The sequence below is a fragment of the Hymenobacter coalescens genome, assembly GCF_054783195.1.
Window position 1 is genome coordinate 237,435 of sequence record NZ_BAAGRA010000019.1, and the last position, 19,500, is coordinate 256,934.

Below are 19,500 nucleotides of genomic sequence, written 5' to 3' on the forward strand. Positions count from 1 at the left end.
GAATTTGTGCTTGCTTTTACAAGCCTTACATTTGTTTTCCCACCATATCCGTTCTCATGGACGCATATTCATATATCGCCAACGCACACGGCGACTACATCGACCAGTTGTACCAGGCCTATAAGGCCGACCCGGAATCGGTAGATTTCGGCTGGCGCAAGTTTTTCGAAGGCTTCGACTTCTCGCAGACTTACCCAGAAGACGGGGCCGAACAGGCTACCGGTACCGGCGTGCTGACCAAATCCGCCTCCACGCTGGGCACGACGGCCATCAGCTCGTCGGATTCAGTATCGGCCGATAAGGAAACGGCGGTGCGCAACCTCATCCACGCCTACCGCAGCCGCGGCCACCTGGTGGCCCGCACCAACCCGGTGCGCGAGCGGAAGGACCGGAAAGCCCGCCTGACCCTCTCGGACTTCGGCCTGAGCGACGCCGACCTCGACACGACCTTTAAGAACGGCGAGCTGCTAGGCCTCGGCGCCTCGGCCAAGCTGCGCGACATCATCGACGCGCTGCAGAAGATATACACTCGGACCATTGGTTTCGAGTACATGTACATCCGCGACCCGCAGGTGCTCGACTGGTTCCGCACCAAGGTGGAGAAGGACTCACTGAGCTTCAACCCCGGCGTGGAGTACAAAAAGCGCATTCTGAGCAAGCTCAACGAAGCGGTGGTGTTTGAGAACTTCCTGCACACGAAGTTCTTGGGCCAGAAGCGCTTCTCGCTGGAAGGCGGCGAAACCACCATTCCCGCGCTGGACGCCATCATTCAGAAGGGCGCCGAGCTGGGCGTGGAGGAAGTCATGATCGGCATGGCTCACCGCGGCCGTCTGAACGTGCTGGCCAACATCATGGGCAAAACCTACGAGCAGATCTTCTCGGAATTCGAGGGCACGGCCGTGCCGGACCTGACCATGGGCGACGGCGACGTGAAGTACCACATGGGCTACAGCTCGGAGGTGGACGCGGCCGGCGGCAAAAAGGTGAACCTGAAGCTGGCCCCGAACCCCTCGCACCTGGAGGCAGTGAACCCGGTGGTGGAAGGCTTCGTGCGCGCCAAGCTGGACCACCAGTACAACGGCGACTTCAAGAAGATCATGCCCATCCTGATTCACGGCGACGCGGCCGTGGCCGGTCAGGGCATCGGCTACGAAGTCACGCAGATGTCGCAGCTGGAAGGCTACAAGTCGGGCGGTACCCTGCACTTTGTCATCAACAACCAGGTGGGCTTCACCACCGATTTCGAAGACGCCCGCTCGTCGATTTACTCGACGGACCTGGCCAAAATCATTGATGCACCGGTGGTGCACGTGAACGGCGACGACCCCGAGGCCGTCGTGTTTGCGGTGCAGCTGGCTACCGAGTACCGTCAGCAGTTCCACGCCGATATCTTCATTGATATGGTGTGCTACCGCCGCCACGGCCACAACGAGTCGGACGAGCCGAAATTCACCCAGCCGGCGCTGTATAACCTGATCAGCAAGCACCAGAACCCGCGCGAGGTGTACAACGCCACCCTGGTGCAGCGCGGCGACGTGGACGCCAAGCTGGCCGAGCAGATGGACCGCGAATTCCGCGACCTGCTGCAGGCCCGCCTGGATCTGGTGAAACAGCAGCCGCTGCCTTATAAGTACCAGCCGCTGGAAAACGAGTGGCGCAGCCTGCGTCGCTCCACCAACGAGGACTTTAACCAGTCGCCCGAAACCGGCATCAGCGAGGACGTGGTGCAGAAAGTGGCCAAGGCCCTGACCACGATTCCGGAAGGCTTCAAGCCCATCAAGCAGATCGAGAACCTGCTGAAGGAGCGCAACAAGATGTTCTTCGAGTCGCGGGTGCTCAACTGGGCCGCCGGCGAACAGCTGGCCTACGGCTCGCTGCTGCTCGAAAACCACATCGTGCGCGTGAGCGGGCAGGACGTGCAGCGCGGTACCTTCTCGCACCGCCACGCCGTATTGCACGACGCCGTGACCTCGGCGCCCTACACCCCGCTTAACCACATCGAGGGCGGGCAGCCGGAGGAGCTACGCATCTACAACTCGCTGCTGAGCGAGTACGCGGTGCTCGGCTTCGAATTCGGCTACGCCATGGCCAACCCCACGGCGCTGGTTATCTGGGAAGCGCAGTTCGGCGACTTCGCCAACGGCGCCCAGACGATGATTGACCAGTTCATTTCGTCGTCGGAAAGCAAGTGGCAGCGCATGAACGGGCTGGTGATGCAGCTGCCCCACGGCTACGAAGGCCAGGGCCCCGAGCACTCCAACGCCCGCCCGGAGCGCTTCCTGCAGCTGGCGGCCGAAAACAACATGGTGGTGGCCAACATCACCACGCCCGCCAACTTCTTCCACCTGCTGCGTCGGCAGCTGGTGTGGTCGTTCCGCAAGCCCTGCGTGGTGATGTCGCCCAAGTCCCTGCTGCGCCACCCGCTGTGCGTGTCGCCGGTAGAGGAATTCACCTCGGGTAATTTCCGCGAAGTGCTCGGCGACACCTACGCCGAAGCCAAGAAGGTGAAGCGCGTGCTGCTGTGCTCGGGCAAGGTGTACTTCGACCTGCTCGAAGAGCAAACCAAGTCGGAGCGCAAGGACGTCGCCATCATTCGCTTGGAGCAACTGCACCCGTTCCCGCAGCAGCAACTGCAGGCCGAGCTCAGCAAGTACCCGAAAGCCGAGCTGATCTGGGTGCAGGAAGAGCCCGAGAACATGGGCTACTGGAACTACATGCTCCGCTTCATGCGCCGCGAGCTGGGCGACGTGGTGGCCCGCAAGCCTTCGGCTTCGCCCGCTACCGGCTACAACAAAGTGCACGTGCAGGAACAGAAGCAGATTGTGGCCCGGGCTTTCCAGAAGCCGCAGGAAGCTGTGGCTGCCCAGAACATCAAGGCCACGGCCGAAACGGCCAAGAAAGACGTACCGGACTAGTAGGGCAGTGGTAGCGCGGGCTTCAGTCCGCGCTACACGCTACCTTCCGCTTCGGCTTTCTAACTTTCCCTTCTCCATCGACATCATTCCCACCAGCTAGTACATGGCTCTGGAAATCAAAATACCCGCCGTCGGCGAATCCATCACGGAAGTGACCATCGCCAAGTGGCTCAAAAAAGACGGCGAAGCCGTTAAGCGCGACGAAGTCATTGCCGAGCTGGAATCGGACAAGGCCACCTTTGAGCTGCCCGCCGAAGGCGACGGCACCCTGAAGATTCGCGTAGCCGAGGGCGAAACCATCGGCATCGGCACCGTCATTGCCGAAATCGGCGGCGACGGCGCAGCTGCGCCGGCAGCTCTTGCCCCCGCGACGGCCCCGGCCAGTGCACCGGCGGCGGCTGATCCGATTACGGCCGGCCAGGAAAACCCGCAGGCCAGCAACCAGTCGGGCTACGGTGGCTCGCAGGCCGGCTCGGCCAACACCCCGACGGCGGCTACGCCCGCTGCCACTCCGGCCGCTGCACCCGCCGCCGGCGGTGCAACCAAGGAAATGAAGATTCCGGCCGTGGGCGAATCCATCACGGAAGTGACGGTGGCCAAATGGCTGAAGCCCGACGGCGCTCAGGTGGCCCAAGACGAGGTCATTGCCGAGCTGGAATCGGACAAAGCGACGTTTGAGCTGCCCTCAGAAGCTGCCGGCATTCTGCGCCACGTGGCCAAGGAAGGCGAAACCATCGGCATCGGCGCTGTTATTGCCCGCATCGAAGGCGCGGGCGCCGGGGCGCCGGCTGCTGCTCCTGCAGCGGCTCCGGCCCAGGCGGCGGCGCCGGCCGCGCCGGCGGCCACCAGCAGCTCGGCTAGCTACGCGTCGGGCGTGCCTTCGCCGGCCGCTGGCAAGATTCTCGACGAGAAAGGCATCAACGCCGCGGGCGTGCAGGGCACGGGCCGCGACGGCCGCATCACCAAGGAAGACGCGCTGAAGGCGCAGCCGCAGGCCGCTGCTCCGGCCGCTCAGCCCGCCGCGGCTCCGGCTGCCCCGGCTCCGCAGGCAGCTCCGGCCGTGGCCGGCGGCAACCGCAACCAGCGCCGGGAGCGGATGTCGAACCTGCGCAAGACGGTGTCGCGCCGCCTGGTGGCGGTGAAAAACGAGACGGCCATGCTCACCACCTTCAACGAGGTGAACATGCAGCCCATCATGGACCTGCGCAATAAGTTCAAGGACAAGTTCAAGGAGAAGAAAGGCGTGGGCTTGGGCTTCATGTCCTTCTTCACCAAGGCCGTGTGCGTGGCCCTGCAGGAGTGGCCGGCCGTGAATGCGCAGATCGATGGCACGGACATCGTGTACAACGACTTCTGCGACATCAGCATCGCCGTATCGGCCCCGAAAGGGCTGGTAGTGCCGGTGATTCGCAACGCCGAGCAGCTCAGCTTCGACGGCATCGAGAAGGAAATTGCCCGCCTCGCCGGCCTGGCCCGCGACAACAAGCTCACCATCGAGCAGATGACCGGCGGCACGTTTACCATCACCAACGGCGGCGTGTTCGGCTCGATGATGAGCACGCCCATCATCAACGCCCCGCAGTCGGCCATCCTGGGCATGCACAACATCGTGCAGCGCCCCATCGCCGAAAACGGGCAGGTGGTGATTCGCCCGATGATGTACCTGGCGCTGAGCTACGACCACCGCATCATCGACGGCCGCGAGTCGGTGTCGTTCCTGGTGCGCGTGAAGGAGCTGCTCGAAGACCCGATGCGCCTGCTGCTGGGCGTGTAAACGTCAAATCTAGCTGCCGCGTAACGCCGCGTCTCCCGTTTGAGGAGCGCGGCGTTTGCTTTTACAGCTGCATTTTTAACTGCCGGATATCAATGGCAAACATGCAATACTAAAAAATAACATTAGGCTGATGATGTGCTGATCTTGAGCTTGGGTTATAATTAAAGAACTAATGATGCTGGCTTTGGGGCACGGTACTGAATATTCCTAAAATGGGAAATAAAACCGCTAGGATTTAATTGAATTTATATAAACTATTGTAGGTACTCAATTCAACTAGTCTGATACACATGAAACAACTCACTACCCCCCCCCCATCTTTTCACTACTGCTGGCAGTAACGCTAGGCTGCAGCGCGTTGGCAGCGCAGGCCCAAAGCACCGGTGTGGGCACCGGCATCGGTAAAGTCCGCATTGGTGTGGCTTATGATAACAGCGCCACGCCCATGGTTATGTACGGCACCGGCTACGTAGGCTTCAACCTGGAAGCGCAGCAAGTCGGCTCTACCTGGCAGTGGGTGTCGGACACGGACACCGGCAACAACGGTGCGTCGCTGATTTACGGCGACGTGGGCGGCGGCATGCGCTTCCTGACCATTCCCTCGGCTGGTCCCGTGAGCAATGGCCAGGCCATTACTAGCCGCAACTTGGTCGATAACTACACCCGCATGACCATCCGCAACGACGGGCGGGTGATGATAGGCGGGCAGCAACCCGACCAAAGCCTCCACGCCGATTACAAGTTGGCCGTAGCGGGCAAGCTGGTCAGCCAATCATTGTACGTGACCCGGCCTACTACCTGGAGCGACTTCGTGTTCGCGCCTACCTACCGGCTCCGCCCCCTGGCGGAGGTAGCCGACTATATCGGCTGCTACCGGCACCTGCCCGACGTGCCCAGTGCCGAGCAGGTGCAACGCGCCGGCTACGACGTGAACGAGATGAACGCGGCCCTGCTGCGAAAAGTGGAGGAGCTGACGCTGTATATGCTGCAACTCAACGAGAAGATAGCGGTCCTGGAGGTGCAGGCCAACTCCACCAAAACCGGGAAGTAGGCCATGCAACGTCTCGTGTTTTTTTTGCTCAGTTGCTGGCTGCTGCTGGGCAATGTAGCTAGGGTGTGGGCGCAGGCACCAGCGGTGCAGTGTACCTCCTCGACTAGTTTCCCTCCGACTAACTACCAAGGTTGGGATTGGGAAATCGGCCCGTTCCAACCAGATTATTGTAGCACTTGGGCAGCGTATACACGAAGTCCAGGGGTTAATGGGTATAGTAAACAAGCTATGGGGGCGCCTTGGGTAGATCCAGGCTCACAAACGTTGGTAGCCATTGGCGAGAAATCGGACTATAAGCGGGCGGATGGCTGGGAACTGGTGCGGCTGGACTTTGGGGGGAACTACGGAACGGAAATGCCAAATTTTATCCTGTACAACAAGTACACGGGTGTTCTGCGGGTATTCGCGTATCTGAACGAAAGCCAGACGTTTTCCAAGGTCATCATGACCATGACCGGGGTGGCGGGCAGCCAGTCCGGCGGGCAGGTATCGGCGGCGGCGGGGCTGGGCCAGCCGCTGGTGAAGGGTGCCGACCAGTACCTGGCGCAAAATCAGGGCGAAGACCTGACCACTTATATCTGTGGCTTTGGCGGCTCCAAAGGGTGGATTATGGGCGAGTTTGCCATGCTATTCGACCCGCACCACACCGACCCTAAGTTTTACGAGAGCAAGCTGGAGTTTAAGATATACGGCATCGTCAGCTCCACACTGGAGCTAAGCGGCGACTTCCGCTTTGTCACCAAGCCGCAGGAAGGCTTTGGCTTCGCGGGTCCGGCCAGCCAGCTCGATGCCTCGCCGGGCAGCGGGGCTAAGCAATTTATTGCCACGGGCAGCAAGTTCCTGGGCAAGTTCAACAGCATAGCCGACCAGGTACTGGCGCTTAACCAAAAGGCTAACGAGGTGGTAGCCAACATCAGCCCCCAAACGCCTGCCGTGCCACTACGCGGCGTGCGTGCCGTAGCGGGCCTCATCAGCGGGGCCACGGGCGGCAGCGAAAAAGGCGGGGGCCTGAAGACCCTATTCGGCGTGGCCAGCCAGGCCGGCGGGCTGTTCAGCATGCTGGGCTCCGTGGCGGCCGTGCTCTGGCCCGACGCCCCGGGCAGCACGGCCCCGGCCCCGGCCCCGCCCACCGTCTCGACGGGCAGCATCCGTCTTACGGGCAGCATTTCCACTTCCACGCTGCTGGGCCAGGCCGTGTACGTGCAGGTGCCGGGCACACCGCACAACTTCAACGGCAGCACCAACGCCAACGTGCGCATGACGCAGCCCTACTACGACTGCCCGATGGGCCTGTTTAATCTGCGAGCCACGCCTCAGATTGACCGCATCGACTACCCGCGGGCCGCTAGGCACAACGGGCCGCGCGGCGCGGTGCCGGAGCAGCAGTACAGCTCATACTCAATAACGGCGGATTTGCAGCCGGTCGTCAATCAGCTGTCGGGGGCGCAGGTGGTATCCATGCGGGCGGCCATCATGCAGAAGGTGAGCCACTACACCCTGGCGGAGGCGTGGCCGGCCAGCCGCTACAACCTGATGTACGCCCAGGTGGCGGCCGGTAATCTGATAGCTGAACCCTACGACGTGGGACCGACGAGCAGCGAGAAAGACAACCTTTACCTTGTGCACACACCGTTCGTCAACGTGGGCTGCTTCCGGGGCATGGCTTTCAATGCCCCCACCGACAGCCTCGACAAGTACCCCGCGTTTGTGCGCGTCATCGTGGAATTGCGCCGGGCTGGGGCCCCGGCCGGCGCCGCGCCTATCATCTTCGTGCAGGACTACGCCATTCGCACGGCCAGCTCCTCGTATCAAAACCGCAGCTACCTGGACGTGGCCGACTATACTCCTTACTGGTTTGGTACCTCTACGCTGGAGCCCCTGGACAAAAGTTATACGGGCGTGGTGTTCAATCCGTATAGCCAGTACTTCAGCGCCCCCAGCGCCCTGAGCTTCGACGGCAGCTCGTCGCTGCGGATGGACGTGGTACGCAACGGCGGCACCCAGGGCTATGGCGGGGGCAGCGGGGGCTTCGCGGCCGGGCTGTCCATCGGTTTTCAGGGTACGCTGGACGTACCCGAGGGCATGAATGTGGAAATGATAACCGAGCGGGAGCGGGGCGCTTACTGCGCCGCGCCCAACCTGGCGGCGCAGGCCGTAGGCAGTTGCAACAACTACAATCCCTGGGCCACGCCCACCCGGCCAGCGCCCGGCGCCCCGCCCAGCGGGCCGCTGTCACCGCCGGAAACAGGCACGGTGCAGCTGACGCTGACGCCCAACCCGGCTACCGGCCGCACCACCGCCCAACTGGCCAGCCCTATGGCCAAACTACCGATAGAGCAGGCGTACTTGCTGGATATGCAGGGCAGGCAGCTGTGGCAGCACGCCGCAACGGCGAAAACCGGCCAGCAGGTCGAAATTCCGCTGCGCGGCTTACCGACCGGCTTGTATTTGGTTAAAGTCGTAGCGGGGCAGCGGCAGTACGTGAGCAAGCTGCAGGTGTACTAAATTCAGATCAGACGATGAAACGCACACTATTCTTTCTGCTAAGCTGCTGGGCGGCAGTGCAACCCGCCAAGGCCCAGGAATTCCGCTGGGTGCAAACCGGCCTCAACGGCACCAGCCCCAACATCCAAAACTACAGCGCGACGGCGGCCATTGCCCTGGGCAATGGCCGCCTAGCGGCGGCCGGTTACTTCCACGAGGAAATGACCTTCACTGGGCAGCCAACAATGGTGGGCATATACCAGCCCCGTACGGCCTTTGCTGGTTCCTGGCAGACGGACGGTACAGCTAACTGGGTACAGCCCGCCCTGAGCACGCGCTTTGGGGAGGCTCAAGCAACGGGCGTAGATGCGGCTGGCAATAGCTACGTGGCCTATTTAGCCACAGGGGATATCAGCTTTGGGGCAACCCAGGTGCCAGTGAGTGGTAGCGGACGGAGCACCGCCACAGTCTTGGTTAAGTTTTCCTCTACTGGGCAGGTGCTCTGGACGCGCAAGTTAGAAGCCAGCTATAGCGGCGCCACAGACCCAACTGTTCTGATTAGCAGCTTAGCCGTTACTGCTAATGGCGGCTGTGTGCTGGGCGGACAGCTATACGGGACATTGGCCTTGGGTGGGCAGCCTACTTTGATAAACAATGCTGCTTATGGACGGCCGATGGGCATTTATCTGCGCATCGAGGCAAACGGTAACTACACATGGGCCCGCGCAATAACCGGTATGGGCTCCGAGGTAAAGGCCGTGGCGTTGGATGCCGCTGACGACTTATGGATAAGCGGGGCCTGTAGTGGCAATACTGATTTTGGAAATGGGGTGATTATAATGCCAGCAAATTATAGCGGTTTCGTCGCCCGTTGCTCGCCTCAGGGTTTAGCTGATTGGGCCCGGGCTGTGGGGGCCTCAACTGATTCTTTCGGAGAGACGGTAAGTGTGGCGCCCGATGCGGCCGGCAACGTATTCGTTTGTGGGCGGTTTGGCAATAAAGGCGGCGACAACCAGAACCATACGGGCGTGTTCGGGCCGCTCACGCTCAGCACCACCGGCAACAGCGGCTACTCCGACAGTTACGTAGCCAAGTACGACGCCCAGGGCGGCTTCCAGTGGGTGCGCACGCTACGCGGGGCCGATACCGAATGGGCGCGGGCTGTGGCCGTGAACCAGCGCGGGGAGGTGTACCTGAGCGGCGCGGCCTACGGCGGCGTGCAGTTCGAAACGACCACGCTGACGGCCAACACCTTCGGCTACCAGGGCTACGTGGCCAAGTACAGCGCCACCGGCGACCTGCGCTGGCTGCAGGGCTACGGAGGCTCGGGCACGCCCTTCGGCGGCAGCAACCTGTACGCCGGCCTGGGCCTGGCCACCGACGGGGCGGGCCACCTTTACGTGGCCGGGGCGTTCATGGGCAACACCTACTTCGGCAACTTCTACGAGTCGGGTCCCAATCAGGGCGTGAACTACCCCTACATAGCGGCCCTGGACGACCTGGAAGTGGTAACGGCCACCGCACCGGTCCGGCCCGATCTGGTGTCGCTGGCAGCTTACCCCAACCCGAGCACCGGGCAGGTGCAGCTGCGCTGGCCAGCCGCGCCGCGCCCGCTGCCGCTGATGGTGCTCGACGCGCTGGGCCGCACCGTGCACACGGCCACGCTGCCGACTGCCACGACCACGGCCACGCTGCAACTCGGTCACCTGCCCAAGGGCGTGTACGTGCTGCGCCTGACCAACGGCGCTCAGGTGATGACGCGCCGGCTGGTGCTTCAGTAAGCCCTGGAGCAGATGACCGGCGGCACGTTTACCATCACCAACGGCGGCGTGTTCGGCTCGATGATGAGCACGCCCATCATCAACGCCCCGCAGTCGGCCATCCTGGGCATGCACAACATCGTGCAGCGCCCCATCGCCGAAAACGGGCAGGTGGTTATCCGCCCGATGATGTACCTGGCGCTGAGCTACGACCACCGCATCATCGACGGCCGCGAGTCGGTGTCGTTCCTGGTGCGCGTGAAGGAGCTGCTGGAGGACCCGATGCGCCTGCTGCTGGGCGTGTAAACGGCCTAGCCGTACAAGCGAAAAGCCGCGCTTCCCAGGTGGGAGGCGCGGCTTTTTTGGTTGGGCTGCAAGACAAAAGCATTGCCGCAGGCGAAATGGCGGCGTATGCCGCCGCTGGGCTAGCGTTCCAGGCGAGCGGCCAGGCTCAGCACCCGGCCGGCTACTTCATCGGCTTTAGGTCCGGCGAAGGTTTCGCGCACGGCCGCGTTGAAGAGGGTGAGCCAGCGCTGGCAGCGTGGACCTTCGGTGGGCAGACCGAGGTTTTTGGGCAGGGCCTGCGCTTTTTCCTGCACCGAGCCCAGAAGCGTGGTGCTCCAGTAGCTGTACAGCGTGAAGAGGTGCTGGGGCCAGTGCAGGCGGGCCGTGGCGTTGAACGCCGGGCCGAGCACCTCATCCTGGTTGACCTTCTCGCAGAAGTTGTCTACGAGCGTTTTGACGTCGGCTTCCCGAACGATGTCGGTGAGGGCGGAGGCAGGAGCAGTTTTCATAGAACAAAGACGCTGGGGCACGGGATACGCTAGCCAGGCAGGCTAGGTTGGGCTAAGGTAGCGCAAACGTTTGCGCGAACCAATGACAGTTGTCAGTAGAGCTTGAAAATCAGTGTTTATTCCTATGAAAAAAATATACGAATCCGGGAAAATGCCCAGCCGCCGGGAAACCCGCATCCAAGTGGAGTGCCGGGGTGGTCAGCCGACGGTTGGGCACTCGTGCTACCGCACTCTGGTCAGGCGCAGCTCGTCCAGCATGGCTTGGTTGACTTCGCCGTGCATGTTCTCGTTGGCCGGTTCCAGGCTTAGCGTAAACGTGTATGTGCCCGGGCTCAGCGTGACCAGCACGGGGTTGGTGTAGCCCCAGTCCGACCACTCATCGACGCCGCGCTGCGGCAGCACCACCGTGCCCAGGGTGCGGCTGCCGGCGCTGAGGGTCCGAATCGCGCACTTGTTCGAGGTGTTGATGGGGCCGTTGCCGTTGGCGTAGCGAAAATCCACCGCGTAAAGACCGGCCGTGGGCACCTGCACGCGCAAGCTCACGCGGCGGTTGCGCGTCTGGCTGATTTCGACGAAGCCTTTGCCCGCGTAGCCCTTGTACGGCAGCTTGGCGGCCGGCGCGAAGGCCTCCACCTGCACGCTGCGCCGGAACCGGGCGGCTCCCACCGGCAGCGGCTCGCTCGCAAAGCTCTCGTAACCTGCGGCGTCCACGGCCACCACCTGGTACTCGGCGTACACAGGGGCGGTGGGCACGGCAAACTCCGGCTCGGTGGTGCGGCCCATGAATTCGCCGTTGCGCAGCACCTGATACGCCTGGGCGCCCTCCACCGCCGCCCAGCGCAGGCGGCCGTCGGCGAAGCGCACGGCGGGCGTCATCGGGGCCACGTGGTGCGGTACCTTGCGCTGCGGGGCGGCGGGCGGCGCTTCGTTCGTCAGCTCGATGCGGATGGTGTGCCGGCCGCCGAGCATGGCGGGCACGGTGGCCTCGGGCAGGGGCTGCCCGTCGAGGGTGATGCTGCGGATGGTGCGTCCGTAGCCCGTCAGCTCGATGTCGAGCAGGGCCTCGCGGTAGCGGAAGCCGGTGAGCCGACGCGTGCCCTGCAACGCCTGCGGCACGAAGGGCCGGAACGTGAGCCCGTCGGGCTGCCAGTCCATGCCGAACAGGCCCTTGTACACCAGCCCCAGCGTGCCCGAAAGGCTCCAAAGCATCACCGAGCTGTTGACCTGCGTGCCGGCGAAGTCGCCGTTGGAGGCCACGAAGTTCTCCTTGTTGGTCAGGAACAGCGCGGCCGGCCGGCTCACGGCGGCCAGGCTTTCCATGAAGGCGGCTTCGTTGCCGACTTTGGCGGCTGCCAGTCCCCAGTAGCTCTGCACGAAGGGCCACACGGCGTTGTTGTGGTAGGGCGGAATGCCCGGCGTCTGCGGGTACACGCACGGAATGCCGTAGTCCATCACGGGCGTGCTGGCCACCACCGTGCGGCTGCGCTCCGTGTCGGCCACGCCGAACAGCACGCTCAGCGCCTCGCCCAGCGCCTCGCTGCGCGGCGACAGCACCGAGGCCAGCCGGCCGTAGCGAAACTGCCCGTAGTAGCCCTTGTCGGGCTGCCAGAGGTAGTCGTTCATGCCCTGGCGGATGGCGGCCGCCTGCTTGCGGTGGCGGCCGGCCAGGTCGTAGTCGTTCAGCTGCTCGGCCATCATGGCCAGCACCTGGTTGGCCTGGTAGTGCACGGCGTTGGTGCCCAGGTTCTGCGACTGGTAGATATCAACTGGCTGCATCCACTTGGGGTAGGTCTGCTCGCGCCAATCCAGAAACGACGACTCGCCGCGCACCAGCCCGGTCAACGGGTCGTAGGCGTTCAGCAAATCGTCTTCGATGGACTTGCGGATGATGGGGCGCACCTGCCACAGCCACTGCCGGTCGCCGGTGTTCTTGTAGATTTCCCAGGCGGCCACGGCCCAGATCAGGCGGTCGGTGGAAACGGGGTACGCCCCGCCGGTGCCGGTGTCCTGGATGATGCGCCCGTCGGCCGTCACCTTGCGCAGCAGGCTGTTCTTGGCCACTTCGGGCTGCAGCGCCGCCTGCGCCAGGATGATGCTGTAGCTGATGTCGCGCGTCCAGACGCCGGCCCATTCCTGTCCGGTGCGGAAGGTGCTGTCGGGCTCCACGGCGCGCTTGGCTTCCTCCAGCGCCAGGTTGTAGAGCGCGTCGAGCAGCGGATAATCCGACTGGTACTGCGGCAGCCCCGACACGTCGAGGCTGGCTTTCCAGGCGTGGGCGGTGGTTTTGGCGTCGGAGTGGGCGTTGAGCGTGACGGTGGTTTCGTAGATGCCGTCGCCGTCCGGGTCGCGCAGCTCCAGCCCCGGCTTGCTCACGAGGTTGTCGAAGTCCCAGCTCAGCGGCGCGGTGTTGCCGGCCACCAGCACGTGCTTCAGGTCCTGCTGGTAGAGGCGCTGCCCGTTGTAGAGCTGGTAGTAGCCCTGCTGCTTGAAGGCGGCCAGCACCGGGCGCAGGTCCAGGCGAATCTTCAGCGGGGTGTTCGGCGCCAGGTACGTATCGGGCGGTACCGGCGTCGGGTCCACGTACTGCTTCCCAAACACGATGGGCGGCGTTTCGAGCTGGCCGCCGCCGGGGCGGGGCACGGCCACGAACACGTGGTCCTGGCCGGGCTGCATCTCGTTGTCCTTGCCGTTGAGGCTGAACTTAAAGCTCACCTGCGGGCTCTGAAACGCATTGGCCGGGCTCTGGTAGTTCGAGGTCAGTTCCGTACGCGAGAGGGCCCGCGCCACGTGCCGGCCCTGCACCACGGAGTCGCGGTAGAGCGTGTAGGCGGCCGACTGCCACACCGGGGCAGCCGGGGTCGGCGGGCCGGCCACCGGGGTTTGAGTCGTTGATTTAGGCATTTGACAGGAGCCGGCCAGCAGCAGCGGCGCAAGCAGCAGGCCCAGCGGGGAAGAGGGGCGACACTTCATAAGCAATGACACAAAAAGCCGCCGTGAAACTACGCGAAAGGGCTGGTTTCGGCTGATCAGGCAGCGGCGGAGCCCAAGGGCGTCACCCGCCGCTCCCGAATACCCGTAAGCTTTCCAATATCCATTCACTCTGCTTTTTCGCTATGGCCTCCTCCCCCTTCTGGCAAACCCTCGGCCTCGGTGCCGTCGCCGGCATGCGCAGCATGACGGCCCCCGCCCTGCTCAGCAGCGCCCTGCGCGCCCACCCCTCCGGCCGGTTGGCTCATTCCTCGTTTAGCTGGCTGCAATCGAAAGGGGCGGCCCGCAGCCTGAAGCTGCTGGCCGGCGCCGAAATGGCCAGCGACAAGCTGCCCGGAATGCCCGACCGCACCGTGCTGCCCGTGCTGACGGGCCGGGCGCTGTCGGGCGCGCTGGTGGGGGCGGTGCTCTACAAAACCAACCGCGGCAGCCTGTTCCAAGGCGCTGCCGTGGGCAGCCTCGGGGCCGTGGCCGGCTCGTTTGCCGCGCTGTACCTGCGCAAGCTCGCCTCGCGGCGCACTCCGCTGAAAGAGCCCTGGGCCGGGTTTGTGGAGGATGCCCTGACCGTGGTCACCGGCAAAGCCCTGCTTAGCGGCCACCAGCCGGGGCACTAAGCCGGCCTTGGTTTCCGGTCAATATCAACGGCCCGTGCGAGGAAGCGCTGCTTCGCCGCACGGGCCGTTGGGGTAACATAAGGCACTAGCAACAGGATAAAAACCGCTGGGGCGGGTATCAGCCGGCCACGGCGTAGCCGCCGGGGGCCGTGCGCCGCAGCTCGTGCGGGAAGTAGGTGCAGTAGCGCAGCGGCGAGTCGCGCAGCTCCTCGATGGCGTCGGGCGCCGCAAACCACAATTCCCGGAAATCGTCCCGGCGGACGATGTCGGCCAGCGCATCCGTGGGCACCTGCCCGAAGCTGCGGGCGTGGCGCAGGCAGTTCTTCACCAGGCCCGTGCGGCTGATGCACACCCGGCCGTTGTAGTAGGGGTTGTGCCGCTGGGCTTCGGCGAAAAACTGCGTGTTGACCACGTAGCGCGGCTCGGGCGGGGCCGCCGCGCCCGGGCGCCACGGCGTGTAGCTCAGGGCCGGGAGGTCGGCGTCGGGGCCGGTGTGCGGGGCCGAGTGGCAGATGATGCGGCTGAGCTTGGGGTGCGCCGCGTGCAGGGCGCGCAGCTCGGCGGCCGATACGGCGGCCGTGTATTCCAGCAGCACCGTTACGGCGCGCAGCGTGGTGCCGGCGAGGCTGTCGGCCAGCCGGGCCAGGCGCGCCGGCGTGGCGTGGGTGAGCCGCAGCTCCAGGTGGCGGCAGCGCAGCGCGTCGAGCTGGGCGGCCACCGTAGCGAAATCGTAGTGGCGGAAATCGTGCTCCACCACGGCGCTGGTCAGCTCGTCGGGGCAGTGGTGCTCCAACCGCAGCTTGGGAAAGGCCGCCTTGTTGTCGGTGAAAAAGCCCAACTCCTTGCGCTGCAGAAACGCCATGTATTGCCCGAAGCTGGCCGCGTCGTAAGCGTAGGCAGCCTGCACGTCGGCGTAGGGCTGCTGGTCGAGGGCGGCGAGGATGTCGTACAGCACGTTCGGGATGAACGTGACTTGGGCGTTGTGCAGGTCGTAGATGGCGCTACGGTCGCGGCCGCGCACCGGCACCTGGTGGGCGTAAAGCTGAAAGTGCATAGCGAGGAGAGAAGTAGGGGCGAGGAAAGCGGCCGGGCCGGGCTCTAGGAACGCAGGGCGGGCCCGGCCGGGGCCGGCGCGGGCCGGACCGGTTCGGCGGCGGGGGCCTCGTAGCTGAGCAGCAGCGCGTAGTCGAGGTCCGACACGGGCTTGTAGAGCTCCTGCTGCCGGTAGTGGCCCGACTGGTGCTGGCGGCTGTCGCTGAACCGGACGCCGGCGCCCAGCTCGGCCACCTGCGTCACCGCGCTGCGCCGCATGTAGCGGAAGTGCACCGGCAGTGGCCGCAGCTGCTCCGCCGAGAAGATGTAATCAGGCATGGGGCCGAAGAGGAAAGGTGAAAGGGAAGGACGAAAAGCGCTCAGGCCAGGTAGCCCGCCGCGGCTGGCTCGGGCTGCTCGGCGGCCAGCGTGGCGGCGTGGTCGTGCTCCACCAGCCAGCGGGCAATTTTCTGCTCCAGCTGGTAGTGGCAGCGGTAGGAGGGCGAGAGGTACTGGCCCACCGGGTTGACTTCGATGAACACGTACTCGCCGGCGTGGGTGCGGATCAAATCGAGGGAGCCGGTGCGCAGGCGGGCGGCGCGCATGAAGGAGGCCACGCGCAAGGCCACATCGGCGGGCAGCTGGTAGGGCACCACGTGCGTCTGCGGGCTGGCGTACACCAGCTTCACGTCGGCGTAGGGCTGATCGGGGCCGGGAGCGGCCGGCGGGGTGAGAATGGCGGTGGCGTAGCACTGCCCGTCGAGGTAAAACACGCGCAGCTCGTAGGCGGCGTCCACCTGCTGCTGAAACAGCGTCGGGAAAAATGTGTCGGGCAGCTCGGCCACCAGCTGCTCGCTCACGCGGGTAGTGAAGGCCGTGTAGGCGTCGCCCTGCTCCAGGTAGTAGCCGCAGAAGTCGATGGGTTTGGTGATGAGCCGGCCGCCGGTTTCGGCCAGCAGGGCCAGCAGCTGGGTCTTGGTGGTGAGCACCTGCGAGCGGGGCGTGGCCAGGCCGCTGCGCTGGGCCAGCTGCAGCAGCAGTAGCTTGTTTTTGGCCTGCTGCATGGCGCCATAGTCGGGCAGCCAGAGCTTGTCGTGCAGCACCCCGAAGAGAAACTGCGCCAGGTGGGTGGTTTCGTTTTTGATGTCGCCAGCCACCTGCCCGCCGTGCGCGCCCAGCCGCTGCAGCGCCGCCCGGTCGAAGGGGTCGAAGAAGCGGCGGTACCACACCACGTGCACCTGTTCGCGCAGGCTCACGCCGTCGACCACGATGTCGCCGCGGTTCACGTCGATAACCCAGTTGCGGGGCGTTTCGACCAGGTCGCGGCTGCTGATTTTCAAAAAGGGGGCGCCGTAGGCCAGCAGCCAGTCGAGCACCGGCTCGGTGCCCTGTTCGTGGTCGGCGTGGGAGAGAACGAGAATCATGAGGCGAAGAGCGGCGGCAAGTGCATGAACCTAGACCGCGTCGGCGGCCGCTACGACCACCTGCCGGCGCCACAAATCCTGGAACAGCGGGGCGGCGGCGAAGCGCTGCTGCACCTCGGCGGGCAGGCCCGCGAGCTGGCCCAGCAGGGCCGCCAGCTTGTCGGAAATGCCGAAGGTCTGGTAGGTGGCCAGGTCGAAGAGCTGCGGGGCGTCGGCGTGCCAGAAGAGGCCGTAGCGCGCTGTGTTGAAGGCCAGCCGGGCGGGCAGCGCGGCGGGGAGGGCCACCGGGGCGTACTCCTCCCGCAGGGCCGGCAGGTCCACGAAGTGGTTCATGTACAGCCAGCCTTCCCACTGCTCGGGGAAGCGGCGCAGCACCGGCTCGAACAGCTCAAAGATGTGCCGGGTGGTGGCCACGGCAAATTCCTCGCGCGGCAGCGCCGACTCGGTCGGCACGACGGGCGGGTAGAAGCGGGTTTCGAACGCGTCGTCGGCGTGGCGGAAGGAGAGCAGCGGCACGATGGGCGCCTTGGTGACGTGGGCCAGAAAGGCAATGCCCTTGCGGGCGTACAGCTGCCGGGCCAGGAACGGAATGCGGGTGAGCTTTTCGTCCTGGCGGTCCATGCCGCCCACGCCGGTGTTGCCGTCGATGTAAAACAGCAAGCTGCGGCCCGACTTCACCTCCCGGATCATCTGCAGCCCGATACTCGGCGACTCCGCGTTCAGGATGCGCATGCTGCCGCCGCTGTAGGCCTCGTTCTGGGCCGACAGGTCCTGAAACTTGTCGCCCTGCTGCTGCAGCGTCACCTCATCGACCACCAGCGTGTAGTGCACGTTGTGGCGCAGCAGGAAGTGGTGGATGGCGCGGTAAGAGCCCAGGTGGAAGGTGCAGAACACCCGCGGGCGGGTGTGCACGTCGGCCAGGAAGGACGTGTCGCCGGTGTACTCCGTGAGAAAGTGCACCTGCTCCTCGTGCTCGTCCATGGCGGCCCAGTCGCGGTAGCCGAGCACCCGCTCGTAGAACGCGGCGTCGGAGCCGGGGTACTCGGGCAGGTAGTTGCGGCGGTTGGCCGCGCACAGCAGGTAGCCGTGGGTGGGCGTGCCGTGCGGGGCTTGGCTGCGGGCGCCGGCGGCCCGCTCCTGCGAGCGGGTCCGCGTGGCGGCCACCCGCGCCAGGTAGCCGGCGCGGCGGGTCGCATCGGCCGTTTCGGGTTGCGCGTCGAGCAGGAGGTCGGCGGCCGGCGAGGAAAGCGTAGCAGTTGTCATAGCGCAGAAGGGCTGGGAAGGCGTTAACGAACGAAATTGAGCAGGTTCAGCAGCAGGTTGGCGGCCACCTGCAGGGTAATGCCGGAGGGGTCGCGCTGCGGGTTGACTTCCACGAAATCGAGGCCGACCACCCGCGCGTCGCCGAGCAGGCGCTGCAGCAGGGCGCAGGTTTGGGGGTAGGAGAGGCCGCCCACCACCGGCGTGGCGGTGCCCGGCGCCACCTGCGGGTCCAGGAAGTCGATGTCGAAGGTGAGGTACACCGGCAGGCCGGGCTCCAGCACGGCGGCCGTCGAGTCGGCCAGCAGGCCGGGCAGCTCATCGGCCCAGAAGATGTGCTGCTTGGGGTGCTTGTGGGGGCGCGTGTTCACCAGCCCGCGGATGCCCAGCTGCGACACGCGCCGCAGCCCGTCGAGCTGCAGGCAGCGCGTCATGAAGTTGCCGTGGTGCGGGGCCGAGGCCGGGTCGTGAAACGCCGCTGACTCGTTGGTTTGGTAAGCGTCGATGTGGGCATCGAAGTGCAGCACCTGGAAGGCGGGAAACTGCTCGCTGCAGGCCAGGATGAGCGGCCAGGAAATGGAATGGTCGCCGCCGAGGAAGAAGGGCACGTGGCCGCGGCCCAGCAGCTGCCGCGCCGCCTGCGCAATGCGCCGGTGCACCGTGTCGCGGCTTTCGCCGGGGCCCACGTACAGGTCGCCCCAGTCGCGGTAGCGGCCCGTCTCCAGGCCGCGGCGCAGGCGCTCGAAGTCGGTGTCGGCGCTCAGGAAGCGGAAGTCGATGGCATCGATCTGCTTGGTGAGCGTGGCGTGCTGCCGGCCCAGCTGGTGGCGCAGGTGCAGCGGAAAGTGGCGGCAGTTGTTGTCGTCGGCGTTGCCGCCGCCGTACGGAATGCCGCAGAACACCACCAACGATTCCGCGGCGGGCGCGGTGGGCTCGTAGGCAGCCAGCCCAAACAGCGGGTTTTTCACCGGATGCACCACGAAGGTTTCATCGGCCTCCGGGGGCACCAGCATGCGGTGCTGCTCCAGGAAGGCAAAGGTGGTCAGCACTTCCTCGCGGCGGTAGCGCAGGCTCATCGCGTCGATGGCTTCCTCGCGCAGGCGCGGCTGCCGCAGCGAGTCCAGCAGCTGGTACACGTCGCGGGCCACCACGTACTTCTTGCCGATGAGCCGGTGGGTGATTTCCACCCGGCCGTTGGGCTGGGGCTGGAAGTCGAGGCAACGGGAGGTTTTCAGGGTAGTACTCATAGCAGCGCAGAAAATCGGGGAGAAAAAAGCCGGCGGCGGGCACAAGGCTGGCAGGTGCTCCGAAGATGGACGACCCGGCGCCCCGGACCCGGCGGTTTCTGTTGAATTCAGGGAAAAACGGGTTTAATCGGGCGAAATCAGCCCTGAGCGGATGGGT

At 64.8% G+C, this 19,500-nt stretch carries 13 protein-coding genes and 1 pseudogene; 7 read left to right on the top strand and 7 right to left on the bottom strand.

The features are described 5' to 3' along the window. The first annotated feature begins 56 nt into the window (after positions 1-56). From ACYVKQ_RS17490 to ACYVKQ_RS17515, 6 genes and pseudogenes are all read left to right on the top strand, one after another. Positions 57-2,915: a 2-oxoglutarate dehydrogenase E1 component gene (locus ACYVKQ_RS17490; RefSeq protein ID WP_460676641.1), complete on the top strand. Its 2,859-nt coding sequence runs from the start codon at positions 57-59 to the stop codon at positions 2,913-2,915. A 103-nt stretch (positions 2,916-3,018) separates the two neighbouring features. After that, positions 3,019-4,689, top strand: coding sequence for a 2-oxoglutarate dehydrogenase complex dihydrolipoyllysine-residue succinyltransferase (gene odhB / locus ACYVKQ_RS17495; protein WP_460676642.1), 1,671 nt, complete (start codon positions 3,019-3,021; stop codon positions 4,687-4,689). Positions 4,690-5,107: 418 nt separating this feature from the next. Then, positions 5,108-5,740 (top strand): hypothetical protein, encoded by a 633-nt coding sequence (locus tag ACYVKQ_RS17500; protein WP_460676643.1) that lies wholly within the window; start codon positions 5,108-5,110, stop codon positions 5,738-5,740. A 354-nt stretch (positions 5,741-6,094) separates the two neighbouring features. After that, complete coding sequence (locus ACYVKQ_RS17505; protein ID WP_460676644.1) at positions 6,095-8,245, top strand: T9SS type A sorting domain-containing protein; 2,151 nt, start codon at positions 6,095-6,097, stop codon at positions 8,243-8,245. A gap of 926 nt (positions 8,246-9,171) precedes the next feature. Further along, positions 9,172-10,005 carry a T9SS type A sorting domain-containing protein gene (locus tag ACYVKQ_RS17510; protein ID WP_460676645.1) on the top strand — a complete coding sequence of 278 codons (834 nt, stop codon included), beginning with the start codon at positions 9,172-9,174 and terminating at the stop codon, positions 10,003-10,005. Then, positions 10,006-10,290 (top strand): annotated as a pseudogene (locus tag ACYVKQ_RS17515) (2-oxo acid dehydrogenase subunit E2); the annotation flags it as partial. A gap of 119 nt (positions 10,291-10,409) precedes the next feature. Here ACYVKQ_RS17515 and ACYVKQ_RS17520 read toward each other — a convergent pair. Together ACYVKQ_RS17520 and ACYVKQ_RS17525 are read right to left on the bottom strand one after the other, a co-directional pair. Continuing rightward, the gene (locus tag ACYVKQ_RS17520; RefSeq protein ID WP_460676646.1) at positions 10,410-10,778 is read right to left on the bottom strand and encodes a group III truncated hemoglobin; all 369 of its coding nucleotides are present in this window, start codon (positions 10,776-10,778) and stop codon (positions 10,410-10,412) included. A gap of 222 nt (positions 10,779-11,000) precedes the next feature. Next, positions 11,001-13,748, bottom strand: coding sequence for an MGH1-like glycoside hydrolase domain-containing protein (locus ACYVKQ_RS17525; protein ID WP_460676647.1), 2,748 nt, complete (start codon positions 13,746-13,748; stop codon positions 11,001-11,003). 143 nt (positions 13,749-13,891) lie between these two features. Between ACYVKQ_RS17525 and ACYVKQ_RS17530 the strand changes: the two genes are divergently transcribed. Then, entirely contained in the window at positions 13,892-14,380 is a 489-nt protein-coding gene (locus ACYVKQ_RS17530; protein ID WP_460676648.1) for a DUF4126 family protein, read from the top strand. A 118-nt stretch (positions 14,381-14,498) separates the two neighbouring features. On the opposite strand, the gene ACYVKQ_RS17535 is transcribed toward ACYVKQ_RS17530, so the two are convergent. Genes ACYVKQ_RS17535 through ACYVKQ_RS17555 form a run of 5 tightly spaced genes read right to left on the bottom strand, consistent with a single transcriptional unit; the run spans position 14,499 to position 19,343 of the window. Then, on the bottom strand, positions 14,499-15,434 hold the full coding sequence (locus ACYVKQ_RS17535) for a hypothetical protein (RefSeq protein WP_460676649.1): 936 nt from the start codon (positions 15,432-15,434) through the stop codon (positions 14,499-14,501). A gap of 44 nt (positions 15,435-15,478) precedes the next feature. Beyond that, the gene (locus ACYVKQ_RS17540; protein ID WP_460676650.1) at positions 15,479-15,751 is read right to left on the bottom strand and encodes a hypothetical protein; all 273 of its coding nucleotides are present in this window, start codon (positions 15,749-15,751) and stop codon (positions 15,479-15,481) included. Between the two features lie 41 nt (positions 15,752-15,792). Continuing rightward, entirely contained in the window at positions 15,793-16,836 is a 1,044-nt protein-coding gene (locus ACYVKQ_RS17545) for an ATP-grasp domain-containing protein (RefSeq protein WP_460676651.1), read from the bottom strand. Positions 16,837-16,866: 30 nt separating this feature from the next. Then, positions 16,867-18,099 (bottom strand): LpxL/LpxP family acyltransferase, encoded by a 1,233-nt coding sequence (locus ACYVKQ_RS17550; protein ID WP_460676652.1) that lies wholly within the window; start codon positions 18,097-18,099, stop codon positions 16,867-16,869. A gap of 23 nt (positions 18,100-18,122) precedes the next feature. After that, complete coding sequence (locus tag ACYVKQ_RS17555) at positions 18,123-19,343, bottom strand: arginase family protein (RefSeq protein WP_460676653.1); 1,221 nt, start codon at positions 19,341-19,343, stop codon at positions 18,123-18,125. Between the last annotated feature and the right edge of the window lie 157 nt (positions 19,344-19,500).

Bases quoted from the DNA above. Each gene is read 5' to 3' on its own strand.
- odhB (WP_460676642.1), top strand. From the start codon at position 3,019: ATGGCTCTGGAAATCAAAATACCCGCCGTCGGCGAATCCATCACGGAA.
- ACYVKQ_RS17535 (WP_460676649.1), bottom strand. From the start codon at position 15,434: ATGCACTTTCAGCTTTACGCCCACCAGGTGCCGGTGCGCGGCCGCGAC.
- ACYVKQ_RS17520 (WP_460676646.1), bottom strand. From the start codon at position 10,778: ATGAAAACTGCTCCTGCCTCCGCCCTCACCGACATCGTTCGGGAAGCC.
- ACYVKQ_RS17545 (WP_460676651.1), bottom strand. From the start codon at position 16,836: ATGATTCTCGTTCTCTCCCACGCCGACCACGAACAGGGCACCGAGCCG.
- ACYVKQ_RS17540 (WP_460676650.1), bottom strand. From the start codon at position 15,751: ATGCCTGATTACATCTTCTCGGCGGAGCAGCTGCGGCCACTGCCGGTG.
- ACYVKQ_RS17550 (WP_460676652.1), bottom strand. From the start codon at position 18,099: ATGACAACTGCTACGCTTTCCTCGCCGGCCGCCGACCTCCTGCTCGAC.
- ACYVKQ_RS17555 (WP_460676653.1), bottom strand. From the start codon at position 19,343: ATGAGTACTACCCTGAAAACCTCCCGTTGCCTCGACTTCCAGCCCCAG.
- ACYVKQ_RS17505 (WP_460676644.1), top strand. From the start codon at position 6,095: ATGCCAAATTTTATCCTGTACAACAAGTACACGGGTGTTCTGCGGGTA.
- ACYVKQ_RS17530 (WP_460676648.1), top strand. From the start codon at position 13,892: ATGGCCTCCTCCCCCTTCTGGCAAACCCTCGGCCTCGGTGCCGTCGCC.
- ACYVKQ_RS17490 (WP_460676641.1), top strand. From the start codon at position 57: ATGGACGCATATTCATATATCGCCAACGCACACGGCGACTACATCGAC.
- ACYVKQ_RS17525 (WP_460676647.1), bottom strand. From the start codon at position 13,748: ATGAAGTGTCGCCCCTCTTCCCCGCTGGGCCTGCTGCTTGCGCCGCTG.